General features: G+C 39.7%; 27 protein-coding genes. 21 read left to right on the top strand and 6 right to left on the bottom strand.

Annotated elements, in window-relative coordinates; all coding sequences use genetic code 11:
- Positions 1-2 precede the first annotated feature (2 nt).
- The 21 genes from AC13DP_RS08735 to AC13DP_RS08635 all read left to right on the top strand — a co-directional run bounded on the left by AC13DP_RS08735 (position 3) and on the right by AC13DP_RS08635 (position 7,061).
- Complete coding sequence (locus tag AC13DP_RS08735) at positions 3-338, top strand: hypothetical protein (protein ID WP_483067606.1); 336 nt, start codon at positions 3-5, stop codon at positions 336-338.
- 1 nt (position 339) lies between these two features.
- Positions 340-600, top strand: a complete 261-nt coding sequence (locus AC13DP_RS08730; protein ID WP_483067605.1) for a hypothetical protein — start codon at positions 340-342, stop codon at positions 598-600.
- A 17-nt stretch (positions 601-617) separates the two neighbouring features.
- Positions 618-872 carry a hypothetical protein gene (locus AC13DP_RS08725; RefSeq protein ID WP_483067604.1) on the top strand — a complete coding sequence of 85 codons (255 nt, stop codon included), beginning with the start codon at positions 618-620 and terminating at the stop codon, positions 870-872.
- A 2-nt stretch (positions 873-874) separates the two neighbouring features.
- Entirely contained in the window at positions 875-1,564 is a 690-nt protein-coding gene (locus AC13DP_RS08720; RefSeq protein ID WP_483067603.1) for a DUF3164 family protein, read from the top strand.
- A 2-nt stretch (positions 1,565-1,566) separates the two neighbouring features.
- A complete protein-coding gene (locus AC13DP_RS08715; RefSeq protein WP_483067602.1) occupies positions 1,567-1,779 on the top strand; it encodes a hypothetical protein in 213 nt (70 codons plus the stop codon).
- Positions 1,754-1,945: a hypothetical protein gene (locus AC13DP_RS08710; RefSeq protein ID WP_483067601.1), complete on the top strand. Its 192-nt coding sequence runs from the start codon at positions 1,754-1,756 to the stop codon at positions 1,943-1,945. The genes AC13DP_RS08715 and AC13DP_RS08710 overlap by 26 nt, the downstream gene beginning before the upstream one ends.
- 315 nt (positions 1,946-2,260) lie before the next feature.
- Positions 2,261-2,692, top strand: a complete 432-nt coding sequence (locus AC13DP_RS08705) for a hypothetical protein (RefSeq protein ID WP_483067600.1) — start codon at positions 2,261-2,263, stop codon at positions 2,690-2,692.
- A complete protein-coding gene (locus AC13DP_RS08700; protein ID WP_483067599.1) occupies positions 2,689-3,183 on the top strand; it encodes a hypothetical protein in 495 nt (164 codons plus the stop codon). Before AC13DP_RS08705 ends, AC13DP_RS08700 begins: the two co-directional genes overlap by 4 nt.
- A complete protein-coding gene (locus AC13DP_RS08695; protein WP_483067598.1) occupies positions 3,180-3,332 on the top strand; it encodes a hypothetical protein in 153 nt (50 codons plus the stop codon). Before AC13DP_RS08700 ends, AC13DP_RS08695 begins: the two co-directional genes overlap by 4 nt.
- A gap of 2 nt (positions 3,333-3,334) precedes the next feature.
- The gene (locus tag AC13DP_RS08690) at positions 3,335-3,526 is read left to right on the top strand and encodes a hypothetical protein (RefSeq protein WP_483067597.1); all 192 of its coding nucleotides are present in this window, start codon (positions 3,335-3,337) and stop codon (positions 3,524-3,526) included.
- On the top strand, positions 3,523-3,855 hold the full coding sequence (locus tag AC13DP_RS08685) for a hypothetical protein (RefSeq protein WP_483067596.1): 333 nt from the start codon (positions 3,523-3,525) through the stop codon (positions 3,853-3,855). The genes AC13DP_RS08690 and AC13DP_RS08685 overlap by 4 nt, the downstream gene beginning before the upstream one ends.
- Positions 3,852-4,175: a DUF4406 domain-containing protein gene (locus AC13DP_RS08680; protein ID WP_483067595.1), complete on the top strand. Its 324-nt coding sequence runs from the start codon at positions 3,852-3,854 to the stop codon at positions 4,173-4,175. The genes AC13DP_RS08685 and AC13DP_RS08680 overlap by 4 nt, the downstream gene beginning before the upstream one ends.
- Positions 4,175-4,636, top strand: a complete 462-nt coding sequence (locus tag AC13DP_RS08675; protein WP_483067594.1) for a hypothetical protein — start codon at positions 4,175-4,177, stop codon at positions 4,634-4,636. Before AC13DP_RS08680 ends, AC13DP_RS08675 begins: the two co-directional genes overlap by 1 nt.
- A complete protein-coding gene (locus AC13DP_RS08670) occupies positions 4,636-4,863 on the top strand; it encodes a hypothetical protein (protein WP_483067593.1) in 228 nt (75 codons plus the stop codon). The genes AC13DP_RS08675 and AC13DP_RS08670 overlap by 1 nt, the downstream gene beginning before the upstream one ends.
- Positions 4,864-4,928: 65 nt before the next feature.
- On the top strand, positions 4,929-5,057 hold the full coding sequence (locus tag AC13DP_RS08665) for a hypothetical protein (protein ID WP_483067592.1): 129 nt from the start codon (positions 4,929-4,931) through the stop codon (positions 5,055-5,057).
- Between the two features lie 4 nt (positions 5,058-5,061).
- Positions 5,062-5,523 (top strand): MazG-like family protein, encoded by a 462-nt coding sequence (locus AC13DP_RS08660; protein ID WP_483067591.1) that lies wholly within the window; start codon positions 5,062-5,064, stop codon positions 5,521-5,523.
- 6 nt (positions 5,524-5,529) lie between these two features.
- Positions 5,530-5,757 carry a hypothetical protein gene (locus AC13DP_RS08655; protein ID WP_483067590.1) on the top strand — a complete coding sequence of 76 codons (228 nt, stop codon included), beginning with the start codon at positions 5,530-5,532 and terminating at the stop codon, positions 5,755-5,757.
- A gap of 1 nt (position 5,758) precedes the next feature.
- Positions 5,759-6,004, top strand: a complete 246-nt coding sequence (locus AC13DP_RS08650) for a hypothetical protein (protein WP_483067589.1) — start codon at positions 5,759-5,761, stop codon at positions 6,002-6,004.
- 209 nt (positions 6,005-6,213) lie between these two features.
- Positions 6,214-6,402, top strand: coding sequence for a YodC family protein (locus AC13DP_RS08645; RefSeq protein WP_483067588.1), 189 nt, complete (start codon positions 6,214-6,216; stop codon positions 6,400-6,402).
- Positions 6,402-6,623, top strand: a complete 222-nt coding sequence (locus tag AC13DP_RS08640) for a hypothetical protein (protein ID WP_483067587.1) — start codon at positions 6,402-6,404, stop codon at positions 6,621-6,623. Before AC13DP_RS08645 ends, AC13DP_RS08640 begins: the two co-directional genes overlap by 1 nt.
- Before the next feature lie 39 nt (positions 6,624-6,662).
- The gene (locus AC13DP_RS08635) at positions 6,663-7,061 is read left to right on the top strand and encodes a hypothetical protein (protein ID WP_483067586.1); all 399 of its coding nucleotides are present in this window, start codon (positions 6,663-6,665) and stop codon (positions 7,059-7,061) included.
- On the opposite strand, the gene AC13DP_RS08630 is transcribed toward AC13DP_RS08635, so the two are convergent.
- From AC13DP_RS08630 to AC13DP_RS08605, 6 genes are all read right to left on the bottom strand, one after another.
- Complete coding sequence (locus AC13DP_RS08630) at positions 7,048-7,479, bottom strand: hypothetical protein (protein ID WP_483067585.1); 432 nt, start codon at positions 7,477-7,479, stop codon at positions 7,048-7,050. The two genes, AC13DP_RS08635 and AC13DP_RS08630, sit on opposite strands and share 14 nt — an antisense overlap.
- Positions 7,476-7,982: a phage virion morphogenesis family protein gene (locus AC13DP_RS08625; protein WP_483067584.1), complete on the bottom strand. Its 507-nt coding sequence runs from the start codon at positions 7,980-7,982 to the stop codon at positions 7,476-7,478. The genes AC13DP_RS08630 and AC13DP_RS08625 overlap by 4 nt, the downstream gene beginning before the upstream one ends.
- Positions 7,983-8,130: 148 nt before the next feature.
- Positions 8,131-10,797, bottom strand: a complete 2,667-nt coding sequence (locus AC13DP_RS08620) for a phage portal protein family protein (protein WP_483067583.1) — start codon at positions 10,795-10,797, stop codon at positions 8,131-8,133.
- A 50-nt stretch (positions 10,798-10,847) separates the two neighbouring features.
- On the bottom strand, positions 10,848-11,255 hold the full coding sequence (locus AC13DP_RS08615) for a hypothetical protein (protein ID WP_483067582.1): 408 nt from the start codon (positions 11,253-11,255) through the stop codon (positions 10,848-10,850).
- 29 nt (positions 11,256-11,284) lie between these two features.
- A complete protein-coding gene (locus AC13DP_RS08610) occupies positions 11,285-12,790 on the bottom strand; it encodes a hypothetical protein (RefSeq protein ID WP_483067581.1) in 1,506 nt (501 codons plus the stop codon).
- Positions 12,790-13,242 (bottom strand): YfeC-like transcriptional regulator, encoded by a 453-nt coding sequence (locus tag AC13DP_RS08605; protein WP_483067580.1) that lies wholly within the window; start codon positions 13,240-13,242, stop codon positions 12,790-12,792. The genes AC13DP_RS08610 and AC13DP_RS08605 overlap by 1 nt, the downstream gene beginning before the upstream one ends.
- Positions 13,243-13,389 lie beyond the last annotated feature (147 nt).

Genomic DNA, 13,389 nt, shown 5'->3' with positions numbered 1-13,389 from the left:
CTATGAAACTAATACAAGAATTACTGGAGATGGCTCCGGGAACTTACGAAAAGATGGTGATAAACCACTATCACAAATGGTGTACCCGTCATGGCTTTGATGATGTAGATGTACAAAAGCTAATAGCCAATGCTGCATTATTTGCCTGGTGGCTGGAGGAGTATCAAAAGCAGGAATGGAAATTCTCTAAACGTGCCATTGATTTTTTTGGCAAGGCAGATCGATTTGTACTTAGAGCCTACCATCAAGAGCATGTAACTAAAGTAGATCACTTGTTTTCAAGATCACTGCTAAGAGCCGCGAGACAACAAAAACCAATAACACCGCAATACAATTAAAATGGAACAAGTATTACAAGATAGGATCGATCAGCTACGGGATGTCATTGCCTGGTCGAAGGAAAACGGAGGTTTAACGGATGGACAAAGGATATGCCTTCATCAAATCATAGCAAAGTCAATGCATGATTTAGAAAGCTTAAAAGAAGGGATTGAGATCTCAGCAACCTTTGTCTTCCCTAATCAAATTGCTGAAAAAGTACCGCACATTATTAGGGTAATCCAAAACACCAACTGGGAAAAAAAAGAATTCAAATATTAATTAAAACGAGAACACGAATGGCAAGCGAAGATCAATTAGTAGAAGCTTTACTTCTTACAAAAAAGTGGAATGAAAACATCGTTGATCAATTAAACATGATCATTAATGCAGATGAGGATACCAATTTTATGGTAGAAAGTGAATCAGGAACTGAAGGTAGAATCCCAGTCGATAAGAAAGATATAAAAGGATTGAAATACGGAATTATAATCGCAAAAGGTATGATTGAAAAATTCCCTGTAAAAATAAATAATAACGATAACGAAGATTAATAATGGAGACAATTAATAAGCCACTAGACCAAATGACCGATGCCGAACTAAAGGCAGAAATGAAACGCCGCGAGGAAGTGAGACAGGAAGATCGCAAAGCGTATAAAGAACTTTCTCATGAAACGGTACCAGGATTGCTAACGCAGCTTAAAAATGCCAGCTATTTCCTGGAGGACATCAAAACTGAAGTGTTTAAAGGCGTGACAAGTTTACTCGAGTTAAAAGATAAAGCCTATGGCATCAAAGACGAACAGCAATCGCATACCTTCTCCACAGAGAACGGTGACAAAATTACGCTGGGGTATCGAGTAAATGATGGCTGGGACGATACTGTAGGATCTGGGATTGCCAAAGTGAATAAATTTATTGAAAGCCTGGCAAGGGATGAGAACTCCGCAAAATTAGTTAAGACCATCAATCAGTTACTCAAAAAGGATGCTAAAGGCAACTTAAAGTCCAACCGGGTAATAGAACTGGATAAGTTAACGCTGGAATTTGATGATGCCGATTTTACAGACGGTGTAGAGATCATTAAAAAAGCCTATAAGCCTGTGGCAAGCTGCTATTTTATAGAAGCATCTTATAAAGATGCTCAGGGTAAAGACCAAAACATACCGCTTTCTATAAGCTCGGTAGATTTTCTCGAAGGTACTAAACTGCCTTATTTCGATAACCATAAAAAAGAACTGTAATTATGAAAACACTAGATCCACTAGTATATATAAAAGTAGGCTTAGCCGCTTTTTATATGGGCTTACTTTCCATAGTTGCATTATCCCTGGACAGTATTATTCCACTGTTTTTTATCGCTCTAATACCACTTGTTCTTCGAGAAATCGACGCGGTGGAATACGTAGAGGAACTACCAAAACAAAAAGAAGATGAAAGTACACATCCATCCTCATAAAGACGGTGACCAGTTCCTGGTGAATGGCAAACACGTTCGCCAGGATATGGACGGCAACTGGATCGCCAAACCGGAACTGAATCCAATTGAAGAGAAGTTCTTTGGCGAATACCTGAAAACAGACAAAAAGTTGAGCCAACCGCTCACTGCAACTTATAAAACCTAAAATAGATGGGTTGGCGTTTGGATAACAAAAAGCCCTGCATGGGTTGACAACGACAAACCTGCCTTTATCGATCGATAGCCCTTAAAATTTTTGTCGACGATAAAGGTCAAAGGATAAACACCAGGTAAGCATCATAGTCCATAAGGTTTGTAAATGCCGCCCACTGTGAGCGATATCACAGTACACTCCCACGCACTATAAAGGGTGTTTTGCAAATAACGCAATGCGTTCAGGTTCGAGTCCTGCCGTGGGAACAATAAGGTTAAAGCCTAATAATATATAATTATAAGTCCTTAGCCTTTTAAACTTCAACTTATGAAAGCACAAGCATCACAACGCAAACAGCTGTATAGATTGTTCCAATACAATAAAGAAAACGAAGCTTTTCATGTACAGCAAACTACCGGAGACCAATCCAAAACTACAGCTGCAGATCTAAGTATGAGCCAGGCCACAAAACTTATAAGATCCCTTACTCAAAACTGGGCGGTTTTCGACAAGTATAACCAAAAACATAAGTATATCCTCTCGTTGCTATACCAGTTGGGATGGACAAAAACCGGCAAAGGGATCAGGGAAACATCAGAGCTACCCGATCTCAATAGGTTATCCTCTTGGTTAAAAAGTAAAAAAAGCCCGGTTGTGAAGCCATTGCAGGATATGAGTCCGGAAGAAACCAGTATAATCATTTTCGTACTTGAAAATATGGTATTAAGCAATGCAAAAAAGAAAATTAGGATAAAATGATAATGACAAGGTCTGCATATAAGTTTTGGAGCGGCGGCAAAGAGTGGCCTCGGGAGATTGCCTATAAGGAGACAGATATTTGGGGCAAAGAGAATTATGTTACCTATAACGAAATCTTACAAAAAAAAACCGCTCGACAACATAATAATTTAGAACGTAATCGATCATTTTCTTATTGGAAACCCTGTTTTGTTTGGGTTTTTGAAAACGCTAACGCTTTTCCATTTGGAGGTTGGTATCTATATGTAAAAACACTTGATCAAGATTATTCAATCACTTTTCGTAATCCAAGGCACGATATTTTAAAAAAAGCATTAGAAATTTTTCCGTGTGGTGTTTTGCCCTTTTTAGAGAATTTTGATGAGTGGTGCAAATCTTTTGCGAACACATACACACGCAAAGCCTTCAAAAGAGATAAAAATCAAGGTTTAGTGTTGGCTTATGCTTTAGTTGATACCTGGGGCAATTTAAAAGACTTGAAATCAAGATGAAGTTTAAACCCAATAATTCTGAATTTAAATGTGAGCATCCCCTAGAACCTGTAATCCGTGTGCTAGGCGCGAATTGTAATTGCGAAGTCACGGTATTAGCCTGCCCACTTTGTGGTGAGCATTTAGACGAACCCGAAACCGATTGTTAGTTATGGAAAAAGAGACCTATCGGGAAGCCAAAAGCATTTTAGAGGAAATCGATAAGATTGAAAAAAAACAGGAATTACTTAAAAGCTACGGTAAACGAAAGGATGATGAACAATACAACGATTGCCTGTACACTGCTTACGATACTCTGGAAATATTACGATTAAAATGGAAAAAGAAATTTGAAGATTTATGAAAGTTGAATTACACCTAAAACCCGATGCGCTTATCGCTGTAAATAAATTACTTCAACAAGTCTATAAACTTCCGGTAAGTACAGATAAACGTGAAAATATTTATAAAAGTATTGGTTTTGATTTAGCTGATAAGTTTGATAAAAAACATAAGAACTTAATTAAAAAGGCAGATCTATTCTCAGACAAGCCTATTAAGATCACTCTAAAATATCATGAAGCTTGGGCGATGGAAGAAATCATTTTAGAGCTTATTGCTCAAGAAGATAATCCCTACTTCAAAAGCTTGCAGCAAAACACGATCAATAAAATTAATGAGAAAATAGTATGAAAACACCAAAAATCTACATCGCTGGTAAAGTAACCGGTGAGCCTATAGCAGAATGCACCATGAAATTTGGTGAAGCACAAAAACAAATTGAAAAATTGGGGATAGAAGCGATAAATCCACTAGAAGTAGTTGGCAGCTTTAAAGTAACCTGGGAACAGGCAATGCGAAAATGTATAAAAGCATTAATGGAGTGTGATGCCATCTATGTATTACCATGTGCCGAAAATAGCAAAGGAGCCGGTTTAGAATGTTCCCTGGCAGCAAATCTAAACATTCCTATGTACGCAGAACTGGAGAACCTAAAAAAAGAACTGCAGTAATGGAACAATGCACAACATATACTGTAAAGCATAAAAAAGCCAGAATTTTATGGGAGTTTAAATACGATTTAAAAGGTAATTTAAGATCCTTTAAAGTAGATGATAAACCGCTAAGTCCTTCCCAGTTAAACTTCCTTTTTACAGAGCAAAAATTCCCCACAAGCCAGACCATTATGAAAGAGGTCTGGATGAGTGCAAAAAAAAGCGAGTTTGAGATAGTTGTCGGAGAACCTGACCTGAGTTTTCCAGCTTTTTGGAATGCTTACAATCATAAGATCGGGAAAAAGAAGATGGCAGAAAACACCTGGAATAAAATGAGTAGAGCAAGAAAGATAAAAGCTTTGTTGGGCATAAAGGATTATGATAATTACCTGAGCCGCAATCCTGGTATTCAAAAAGCTCACGCTACTACTTACTTAAACCAGGAATATTACGAGAATGAATATAAATCAGCAATATAATGAGAACACTACAAATTGAAGAAATTAAAATAGGAATGCAAATATTAACTGAATGTAATGATGGGTTTGAAGTCCATATTGTAGAAGAATTTGATGAAGATGGATTTACAATTATTGATCATCATGGATGTAATATTTATCCCATTAATGAAGAGACCGAACCTGTTTTTTTGATTTGCGAATATGACCACAGCAGAGGATTGGCAGAAAAACACTTAAATAAGTAAAATCTATGACAATAGGATATTAACAAGTTATCTAATCATATAGTAAACATCAAAATTTTATAATCATGGAAAAAGACGAATTAATTCAATTATTTGACAGCTATCTAAATGAAACCGGGCAATGGTTTGCATTCTCAGATTGGCTAATTGACAAGGAAGGTTTAACGATGACCGATGTAGGATTTGAAGAGTAAAAGTATGGATGTAAAAAATTATAAGAAAGCACACAAAGAAATCATCAATGATTGCATCAATGAGCGTATTCGTCAGGATAAAAAGTTTGGTGCAAACAGAAAACACCATCCAGCGGAGTGGTTAATGATTTTGGGCGAAGAAGTTGGCGAAGTAAATCAAGAAGGCATTAATTATACTTTTACTTTTAATGATTCTAAGGAAATAACAAGAGTCTTAGAAAATATGCGGGTAGAACTGGTTCAGGTAGCTGCTGTAGCAATGGCTTTTATTCAAGATTTAGATAATCATTATTTCGATTGCCCAACGATTTGTACCAGCTGTGAACAACGCTTTGAGTTGGAAGGGATGGCAGCAGATGATGACTGCAATTATTTCTGCCAGAAATGTTATAAAGAGCTTGCACCAATAATGAAAGCTGAATTTGATGATCTGGTGAGAAAAGGAGAAATAGAACCTAATGATTAAAATGCTATGAAACGAATTGAATTAGACAAGGGAACTGCAACCGTGATTGAAAATTATACACCTGAGACAAAAGAGGCTCTCAATCAAATGTGTACACTTTTGCTTGAAGCGGTACAGACTGAAAAGTTAAGTATTTTAAAACCTAACTGGACAGATGGAAAACTGGAAGCAGGTCAAACAATGGCTTTTGAAAGAACTGAGCATATTATAAAAGGTGCAATTAAAAATTTATAATATGCCACTATTCAGCAGAAAACCAAAACAAAAAAGCCTTAAGCAAATCAAAGCTGAAGTAACCGAGCTTAATAAGCAGTTACTGGCTTTAGGTTATAATATAGAGAACATCATGGAGTTTTGGGAAGAGACTATGGCAGAGGCTGAGATCTGCCATAATCTTCCGCCTTGCAGATGTGGAGATCCCAACTATTGCGACACCTGGTGCAGAGCGAAAGCAAGATTTGCTATGAATCCTCCAGATTAATTACGGAATGACGTAAGGACAACATTTTAATAACCTTTAATTTTATAAAATGAGAAATCAAATTTTTAGAGAAGGCTTTGATTGCGGTTATAAATTAGGAGTCAAGCGAGGTAAAACCGAAAACCTACTAATTGGCTTTTTAATAGGCTTTGCCGTTACTTTTATAATTTCTCTTATATTTATATTCTAATCATTAAAATCATTTAAAAATGGCTAAAGAAAATGAAATCACTACAGGAGATGTAGTATGTCTTAAATCGGAAAAAAATAGTGGAAATAAACATATGTTTACCGTTGGTAATGAAAAATCAAAAGGATTTTATTATTTACACTGGTATCACGAAGGTGAGTTGAAAAGTCAGTCACGACCTGTATCAATTCTTCATAAACTATTTTAATGAAAAAACTACTACTATTTTTTATCACAATTATCTTTGCCAGCTGTTCTTCAGACGACGATTGCACCTATCGCAGTGAAAGAACCGCCGAAATACTTGCAGAAATTAAAGATCTGGAGGAACAAAGAGATAATGCACCAGAGCAGAATAAATCGGTATACCAGACTCAAATTGATAGATTGCAAAAAGAGTTATCACAAGATCTAGGTACCTGTAATTAAGTACTAAGAAAACATCAATAAAAAAACGGCTTGCTTTATATGAGGCAAGCCGTTATTTTTGTAGTAATGAAAGGTAAAAATAGCTTGTATAATAATTTAGTGCCAAATTCTCTGGAAGTTTTAGATTCCGGGGAGCGTAGCCAGCGTAATACTTACCTAAATCAGCGTACAGACGCAATGGCTTGCCGCTATTATTATCACGCTACCATTTGCCGCCTAAGATATGATGATTGTCTTTTACATCTTGCGGCTGAATTCTTTTTGGAACCTGATACGATCATTGGCTATCTTAAGAAACGCCAGGGCTATTGCAATAATCTTGTGACCAAACAAATCACGGCTTTAGAACTTCGAAAAAAATATCCTTTTTTCGACTGGTCTGGAAGGATAAGAACCATTACTAAAACAGATAGTCCAAACCTTTTCAATTACCAGTAGTTTCCCTAAAATCAAAAGCAAAAGGAATAGCCACTACCTTGATGCCGTCCGGGCGTTTCTCCTGGTAAAATTGTTTCCTGGACAGTGAGTTAAAATACTCAGACTCGTAACCATGTAATTTTTGTCGTACCGCCTCTACATCATCATAATATTGCAGGCTTTTATCCCTGGCAAGTTCCGGTGTTTTGGTGGATGTTTCTCCATTAAAGTTCCAGGCTAATCGAACCGTTAGGATCGCATCACAATTCTGGATCGTACGGTTTAAATCTTCGGTTTTTGTGATTTGGATCTCTACGAGCGCGCAAGGGAAAAGCACCGGTGGTCTTTCAAAGTTGAGTTGTCCCTTATCTTCATCAACCCAATTAAGTGCTGGAATCTCATCCAGTAAAGCGGTGATTTCTAAAAATATTGCTTTCATTGATTAAATGCTTTGATTAAACGATCTTTTAAAATTCGGTTCAGGCTTCGGCTATGCCCCATAAATTGGCGTCTTGGAAATTGAATGTCATAATTACGAGTATGTGGCTTAATTTTCTGTTTCTTGCCTTTCCCCATAAAGTTGGAATTGGTATAGCCGCGAACCTTTGCCACTCCCTTAATACGTAACCCCTCGTTATGTACCCTGGCATAGGGGACTTTGCTATTTCCTGCAGATATGACTACCTGATCTGCAGTAACGGTAGACGGCCTAATAGAAGCCTGTAATGCGCCGGTACGTGTTAAAATTCTACCTTTACCCCTGGTTTTGTTTGCTGCATATTTTTTAGATAGCGCAGGCCAGGGTTTACTATTCCATTCCTGTGTCTTAAAACGCTCTTTATAGTATTCAGTAGCCGTTTCGGCCACAACATTAGGCACACCAACTTCAAAGCGATGCTCCCATTTTGAAAACCAGTTATTTATTTGCTTTTCATAGTTCATTTTGACTAACTTTGTATTTAAGTTGAAAACGGCGGTTAACGAGTGGCTAACACCTAACGGATGATGGGAGCAACAAGGACTGATAAAGACAGCGTCGTTGGATATTAATCCGTAATTAAACCCCGGAAGCTTATTCCGGGGTTTCTTTTTACTGCTTTACTAAAAGTCCACTCCTTAGCTTTTCTATAATGCCTTTTTTTTCAGCCACTTTATACCAGGTTAAAATTTCTAGCTCTCCATTCTTTAAACGCCCGGTAACCGCATAGGTTTCGCCTTGATAATATTTTACATATCGAATGGCATCCAGATCTGTTCCCTGTATCCATACTTCATCTGGAGCGAATAACCCCTGTTTTAAAACCTCTAAAAGTTGTACCCGGTGCGCACGTTTCTTTTTGCTGTCACTGGTATGCCTCTTGTAATTAGCCGGCTTCAATTCCATAGGTCGCCCATTATAATCTCTAACCACTTTTTTACCATCGAGTTCTTCTAAGCCTTCCCAAAATTCATTGGCGGTACCAGAATAATCTGGAGCATCTGTGGTAGCTACTTTTTTTGCCTGGCTATAGGATGGGAGTCCCCAATCTGAAGCTTTTAGTCTATTGAGTTCTTTTGATGCCTTACCAGGGAACTTACGGGTGTATTGTTGATTCGCGGTAAACACTTCCCCGGCAATTGCCCTATTTACCCCCCAACCTTGCTGATTCTCTTTGCTAAACTGTGTAGATGCTAGATAAGCATCGGCTCGCGCACGCATGGCCGGTAGCTGCGATTCATCAAACTCATGACGCATTCTTGGTACCACATAGCAACGACAGTTCCATCCGTTTGGCGGAAAGATCTTTTTCCAACGAGGATCGTTAGCCGGTAAAATCAACCCTTCTAATGAGCGGTGTGATTGCCGCACATGATCATCACCTGCTGTTTTATACTCCCAATACGGGAATAGTTCAGCCTGCTTGATTAGACGGTTATACGTTGCTGAAGCTTCCCCGGTAAGTAAGGCGGTGGTGTATTCGGTTTCTAACCAGGAACCATTGTACACCTCGACCAACACTGATGCTTGTCTGTAAAATTCGTCATAGCTTTTCGCCTGCCTAAATAACTCGTTAAGCTCTTGAATCTCTGCTAATGTTTTCGCCCCGGTAAACCGGAACAAATTCTGCTCGAACGCAGATAGCAAAGCAGGATCATCTACACCATAAACAAAACCCGGATTTTCTGCCAGATCTATTTTAGAGGCATCGTCCCAACCTTCCTTAAACGCTTTATTCAGTACTTCTGAAGTATGATAAAATAATGCAGCATCAAAGTTAAGCTTGCCGCGAGCATCCCAAATTCGTTGGATCAGCGCATCATTATCAAAATGATCACTAGCTGCTAATTTAATCGTGTGGTGACCGCCACAGTTTTGATGTGCTGCCCCGGTCGTCTCCGCCGGGGCTTTGAAAAAAAAAGGAAAGAACCGTTTTAGCCATTTTTTTAAAGCAGATTCTATAGCATCTTTATGCTGTTTTTCTGAAAGGTTCACTTCAGCAGGATCCTCTTCCTCCTTTTTAGGCTTTTCAGGTTTTTGCGCTTCCGGTGGTGTCTCTTCACTTTTCTTTTTCTGCTGATCGTAGTTTTCAGGCTTCGGAACATTAAATTTTTCATAGAAAAAATCATCATCTATGGGCAAGCCCAATTCTTTTCGCATACGTACATACATATTAAAAGCTTCTTCAGTACTAAGCTCCCTACTTTCATCCTGGATAATAAATCGACCGCCTAGCGTATCAAAACCGTAAGATTGTAAGATTTTAACAAAACGAGAGTTCAGCACCTTTCTAACAAAAGTAAGGTCGTTCTCATGTTTTTCCTCGTCCTGTTCACTATGGGTTTCTGATTGTGCATAGCCGGAACTGGAACTGCTCTCGGTTGTTTCAGTAGTTCCTAGTAAAGCCTTCGAAATTTCATTGTTAAGAAATCTCAAGAAATTTCCATGCGCATCACCCGTGGCATTGGTGTTATTTTCTTTAATATCGATTGTGGTACCATCGGGACGGATAATCGTACCCCCTGCGCCAATGTTGTCTAAAGCTTGCTGTAATTGTAGCCGTTGCTTTTCATCGAAACCATTCCACATCGCATCGATTAGCGGATTCCCGAACGTCTGAATAAACGCGGCGTAATCTCCAAGTCCGCCCCTTTTTAAAATGGCATAAGGAGCCGCTTTCATATACAGTCCCAGATCTTTCACTTTTCCCACCTCCATGATAGTTTTGGCATAGATCCCTTCACGGATATTAATCCCGTCTTCACCATAAGCCTGGTACGAAACAATACCATGTTCCGGACGGTAGTTCAATCGATGGATCAGTCCGGCATCCATTTCCCAGGATCCGTCCTGATCTTGCCAGAAGCGTGGCTCTAAAATGGAATATCCCCAAAATTTGGAATTAATAATCTCATCGAGTAGATCATCAAAACCAATGCTATCGATCACTTCGTTAATAGCATCAACCGGAGTACCGTCTTTATCTACAAATTGCCATTTTGCCGATTTTACGGGATCCCTTCTTTTCCCGGTTACAGCCTCTACATGTCCATCGAGATCGACATCAGCGTAAAGGTTATAAAGTAATGTACGTCGTGGAATTTGAGACTCGGCACTCTGTATCGCCTGCCGCCATTTTGGAATGTTCTGCTCGGTACGATTATAAGGTCGTATTTCAATTTTATGCGTAACTATTGCGGGAGGTGCTCCGCCCGGTTTCTTTACGTTTCCCCCCTTGCCCCCAAAGGGGGAGTTTCTTGTATTTGTTTTTTTAGCCATGTTTAAACTAAGTTTAAATGTTATTTAAAGCCCCTTCGGGGTTTGGGGATTTACCATCTTGTGGGTCTTTTTGGTGCGCTGCTTACGTGAAATGCTCCGGTTGGTTCCTTTTCAGTTTCGGCAAGTTTCCATTTAGGAACTATCTTCCCGGATTGTATTCCTTTTAGCCAGTCCAGCGCTTCATCATAGCGTGTTTTACGAAGTCTTTCGTCAATACTGGCATTGGCCAACGCAATAAAATGCCATACGGCCATGTCTTTCACGCACATAAGCAAAGTTGGATCCCTATCTCCCTCTTCCGCTCCAAAAAGAGCGTCTGTATCAAATCTTGTTAAATAGCCCATCGCCTGTCCTTCAGCCGAGGCAATAGCGTCCATAAGTACTTCGTCATCTTTACGAGATATCGCATCGATAAGCTCTGGGTACATGTGGGTATTAAAATCTTCAGGTGTTACCATAGTTTTTATATTGAATACCGCTTAGCGGTTTACCATCGTTTGTTGTTTTTACGGCCACCGGCCATCGTTTGAATTTGCGAAGTATCACTGGCAATTTTATTGTTCACTTGCCACACACCACCTTCTACCGCATCGGGGCCATCATCGTGTGCTCGGCTTGTCGGCGATAATGCAAGAAATTGATCCTCCATATTTTTCATGTGGTCACTTCCTTTAAGCTTTTTGTTGAATACCAATTTTTCAGCCCGGTTGAGTGGTTCCAGCAAGCTTTCAATTCTGAAAAACTTTTCCGGTTTGTCCCGTGGATCCGGTACCAGTGGTAATGTTATTTTGTGGCGTTTATTTGCTTTTTGAATCTCGAGCTTTAAAGTATCATCGATCCACGGCCACTCGATAAAGAAATAAACGGGAGCACTCCCGGCCACATATTTTAAAATGTCATATTGCCAGTCGAGCATATCTGCAGTAGTGGTTTGCGCACAGAATACCTTGATGACGTGATACTCATCTTTATATTTACCGATGAGTACTGTTGCTTTGTAGTCGTTCTTTTTTCCACTCTTATACGAAGGATCGGTATAGGCAACTAAGAATTTATAGCGGTTAAGCGGCATTACTTTCCCGTAGTGTAGTTTTTCAAATACTTTCCCTTTTGTGATTGGATTGTTAAAGTATTCGCCCTGAGCTGAGATATAAGATATCTTGCTTAGCGCACGGTCGATCATCGCCTCGGTGTTCTTTTGCGGCCAGGTAGATTTTCCGTGTTTATCCCGGATATTGATCACTTCAGCATAGTCGGCAATCTCAATCGCTTTTTTCATGCAGCAATGCTCTGCAATGATGTTTCCGCAGAAAATAACCAGTAAGGGATTAGAGATGGATCTAGTCGCGTAGAAAGCACGTTCCAGCCAATCCCACTTTTTATCGACCGTGTCGGGGTTTCGGCAATCTTCATCAGTATCAAAATCATCAATCAAGAGTACATCAGGACGCACGTTTTCATTTCGGGTACCACGAGGAGACTGCCCGGCACCAATAGCACGAAAGGCCACACCCTTTCGCGTAATGAACTCAGAGTCTGTCCAGCTACCGTGTTTTTCCTGGATGCCATAATCGTTAATAATACGATTGTTTTTTTCCAGAAGTACTTTATACGGCTTTAGCAGACGCTCCGCATTATCTTTAGAATTACTGGTAAGCACTACGTTACGCTTCAAGCCGGTAAGCGTAAGCTTCAGGACTTCCATCATGGTACGTCCAGACTTGGACAGCTCTCGCGACCAGGGACGGGCTTCGTACCATTCGGGATTGTAAAGAACCCTTTTGGTTGCTTTGATTTGGAAGGGTGCCGGTTCTGAGGTATAGAATTTAGAGAAATAATATTTAAACCAGGCTTCATGATCTTTTTCAAGTTCAGTTACCCGTTTTCGTTTCTCCCTTTCCGTTTCATTTGATTGGATCGGCGCATCCCGGTTCATGTCCTGGACAAACTCATCCCAGTCAAATTCCGCTCTTTTATCGGCAGGTTTTAGCATTACTTAATGATCGATTTGATGAATACATCAGCCAGGTTGGTCACTTCTTTTGCTTTCTCGTAGTCATCCTGGCGAATATGATTGATGAAATTTTTAAGCACCTCGATAGTATCGGCTACAGAAGTATCGGTTTCTAACTGGCGCACCGCTCCGGTAAGTTTCACCAGCGCATCGGCTTCTTTCGAGTTCGCAAAGCGTTGGCCTTTTGGGCGATTCATAATCGAATCGTTAAGCTCTGTGATTTGCATGTAGAACCGATGTAGTTCTGCATCCTTCGTAATAATCACACTTGCCCTTAGATTTTCCCAGGCTTCATCTTTGATCCATTTATTGATCGTTTGGGGTGTGGTACCCACACGCTCGGCCAGTTCTTTTTGCACCGTAACGCCCTCTACCGTATAAAGCAGCTTCGCATGATCATACTTTCGCTGCATTGCTTCTGTTCTTGCCATGCCCCAAAATTGCACACCTTATACAGCATCTAAAAAATGACTCTCGCTAAGCACCTCACGAAGTGAGGACTAAGCACCCATTTGGCGAGGTGCTTAGCCGGAAGCTGTTTTTTTTCAGCCTTTCCTTCGCTTTTAATTTGCTTCAAG

It is taken from the genome of Zunongwangia sp. L-65 (genome assembly GCF_056859415.1).
This window is presented reverse-complemented; position numbering and strand designations above follow the sequence as displayed.

Coding starts and splice junctions, on each gene's coding strand:
- AC13DP_RS08650 (WP_483067589.1), top strand. CDS start 5,759: ATGCCACTATTCAGCAGAAAACCAAAACAAAAAAGCCTTAAGCAAATC.
- AC13DP_RS08715 (WP_483067602.1), top strand. CDS start 1,567: ATGAAAACACTAGATCCACTAGTATATATAAAAGTAGGCTTAGCCGCT.
- AC13DP_RS08615 (WP_483067582.1), bottom strand. CDS start 11,255: ATGGTAACACCTGAAGATTTTAATACCCACATGTACCCAGAGCTTATC.
- AC13DP_RS08665 (WP_483067592.1), top strand. CDS start 4,929: ATGGAAAAAGACGAATTAATTCAATTATTTGACAGCTATCTAAATGAA.
- AC13DP_RS08695 (WP_483067598.1), top strand. CDS start 3,180: ATGAAGTTTAAACCCAATAATTCTGAATTTAAATGTGAGCATCCCCTA.
- AC13DP_RS08705 (WP_483067600.1), top strand. CDS start 2,261: ATGAAAGCACAAGCATCACAACGCAAACAGCTGTATAGATTGTTCCAA.
- AC13DP_RS08645 (WP_483067588.1), top strand. CDS start 6,214: ATGGCTAAAGAAAATGAAATCACTACAGGAGATGTAGTATGTCTTAAA.
- AC13DP_RS08620 (WP_483067583.1), bottom strand. CDS start 10,797: ATGGCTAAAAAAACAAATACAAGAAACTCCCCCTTTGGGGGCAAGGGG.
- AC13DP_RS08735 (WP_483067606.1), top strand. CDS start 3: ATGAAACTAATACAAGAATTACTGGAGATGGCTCCGGGAACTTACGAA.
- AC13DP_RS08700 (WP_483067599.1), top strand. CDS start 2,689: ATGATAATGACAAGGTCTGCATATAAGTTTTGGAGCGGCGGCAAAGAG.
- AC13DP_RS08640 (WP_483067587.1), top strand. CDS start 6,402: ATGAAAAAACTACTACTATTTTTTATCACAATTATCTTTGCCAGCTGT.
- AC13DP_RS08685 (WP_483067596.1), top strand. CDS start 3,523: ATGAAAGTTGAATTACACCTAAAACCCGATGCGCTTATCGCTGTAAAT.
- AC13DP_RS08625 (WP_483067584.1), bottom strand. CDS start 7,982: ATGAACTATGAAAAGCAAATAAATAACTGGTTTTCAAAATGGGAGCAT.
- AC13DP_RS08670 (WP_483067593.1), top strand. CDS start 4,636: ATGAGAACACTACAAATTGAAGAAATTAAAATAGGAATGCAAATATTA.
- AC13DP_RS08635 (WP_483067586.1), top strand. CDS start 6,663: ATGAGGCAAGCCGTTATTTTTGTAGTAATGAAAGGTAAAAATAGCTTG.
- AC13DP_RS08630 (WP_483067585.1), bottom strand. CDS start 7,479: ATGAAAGCAATATTTTTAGAAATCACCGCTTTACTGGATGAGATTCCA.
- AC13DP_RS08690 (WP_483067597.1), top strand. CDS start 3,335: ATGGAAAAAGAGACCTATCGGGAAGCCAAAAGCATTTTAGAGGAAATC.
- AC13DP_RS08720 (WP_483067603.1), top strand. CDS start 875: ATGGAGACAATTAATAAGCCACTAGACCAAATGACCGATGCCGAACTA.
- AC13DP_RS08675 (WP_483067594.1), top strand. CDS start 4,175: ATGGAACAATGCACAACATATACTGTAAAGCATAAAAAAGCCAGAATT.
- AC13DP_RS08680 (WP_483067595.1), top strand. CDS start 3,852: ATGAAAACACCAAAAATCTACATCGCTGGTAAAGTAACCGGTGAGCCT.
- AC13DP_RS08710 (WP_483067601.1), top strand. CDS start 1,754: ATGAAAGTACACATCCATCCTCATAAAGACGGTGACCAGTTCCTGGTG.
- AC13DP_RS08660 (WP_483067591.1), top strand. CDS start 5,062: ATGGATGTAAAAAATTATAAGAAAGCACACAAAGAAATCATCAATGAT.
- AC13DP_RS08725 (WP_483067604.1), top strand. CDS start 618: ATGGCAAGCGAAGATCAATTAGTAGAAGCTTTACTTCTTACAAAAAAG.
- AC13DP_RS08655 (WP_483067590.1), top strand. CDS start 5,530: ATGAAACGAATTGAATTAGACAAGGGAACTGCAACCGTGATTGAAAAT.
- AC13DP_RS08605 (WP_483067580.1), bottom strand. CDS start 13,242: ATGGCAAGAACAGAAGCAATGCAGCGAAAGTATGATCATGCGAAGCTG.
- AC13DP_RS08610 (WP_483067581.1), bottom strand. CDS start 12,790: ATGCTAAAACCTGCCGATAAAAGAGCGGAATTTGACTGGGATGAGTTT.
- AC13DP_RS08730 (WP_483067605.1), top strand. CDS start 340: ATGGAACAAGTATTACAAGATAGGATCGATCAGCTACGGGATGTCATT.